This is a genomic window from Pseudomonas sp. 51_B (assembly GCF_017491595.1).
GTDB classification, from domain to species: Bacteria; Pseudomonadota; Gammaproteobacteria; order Pseudomonadales; family Pseudomonadaceae; genus Aquipseudomonas; species Aquipseudomonas promysalinigenes.
The window spans coordinates 1-588 of sequence record NZ_JAFGYW010000110.1 but is presented as its reverse complement, the minus strand read 5'-3'; the positions used below and the strand labels follow the sequence as shown (position 1 = coordinate 588).

Sequence of the window (588 nt, the reverse complement as noted above, 5' to 3'; positions counted from 1 at the left end):
CCGCTGGCAGCATCGTCGACAATGGCAGCTGGCGCTTCGTCAATGACGTGCCGACCGGCATCTACACCATTCCGGAGATCAGCTCGATCGGCAAGAACGAGCAGGAGCTGACCCAGGCGAAAGTGCCGTACGAAGTCGGCAAGGCCTTCTTCAAGAGCATGGCTCGGGCGCAGATTGCCGGCGAGCCGCAGGGCATGCTGAAGATCCTCTTCCACCGCGAAACGCTGGAAGTGCTCGGCGTGCACTGCTTCGGTTATCAGGCGTCGGAGATCGTGCACATCGGTCAGGCGATCATGAACCAGCCGGGTGAGCTGAATACGCTGAAGTATTTCGTCAACACCACGTTCAACTACCCGACCATGGCGGAAGCCTATCGGGTAGCGGCGTACGACGGCCTCAACCGGCTTTTTTGACGGGCTCCGGCCGGTGGCCTGAGCCGGCCGGGGAGACCGATTTCAGCAATTCTCAAGGGTGGCAGTGGCCAAACCGGGAAAGTCTGTAATCAGGCTGTCAACGCCGAAGTCGGCGAGTCTGCGCATCAGCGCAGGCTCGTTGACGGTCCACACCGACACATGCAGGCCCTGACGC

2 protein-coding genes are annotated in these 588 nt (G+C 61.1%); one reads left to right on the top strand and one right to left on the bottom strand.

All coding sequences use genetic code 11. The features are described from left to right. Nucleotides 1–413, top strand: a 413-nt coding sequence (locus tag J5M56_RS23895) for an oxidoreductase (RefSeq protein WP_207937929.1), incomplete at its 5' end; no start/stop codon positions are given. 42 nt (nt 414–455) lie between these two features. On the opposite strand, the gene J5M56_RS23890 is transcribed toward J5M56_RS23895, so the two are convergent. After that, the coding region (locus J5M56_RS23890; RefSeq protein WP_279381839.1) for a glycerophosphodiester phosphodiesterase family protein at nt 456–588 on the bottom strand (133 nt) is incomplete at its 5' end.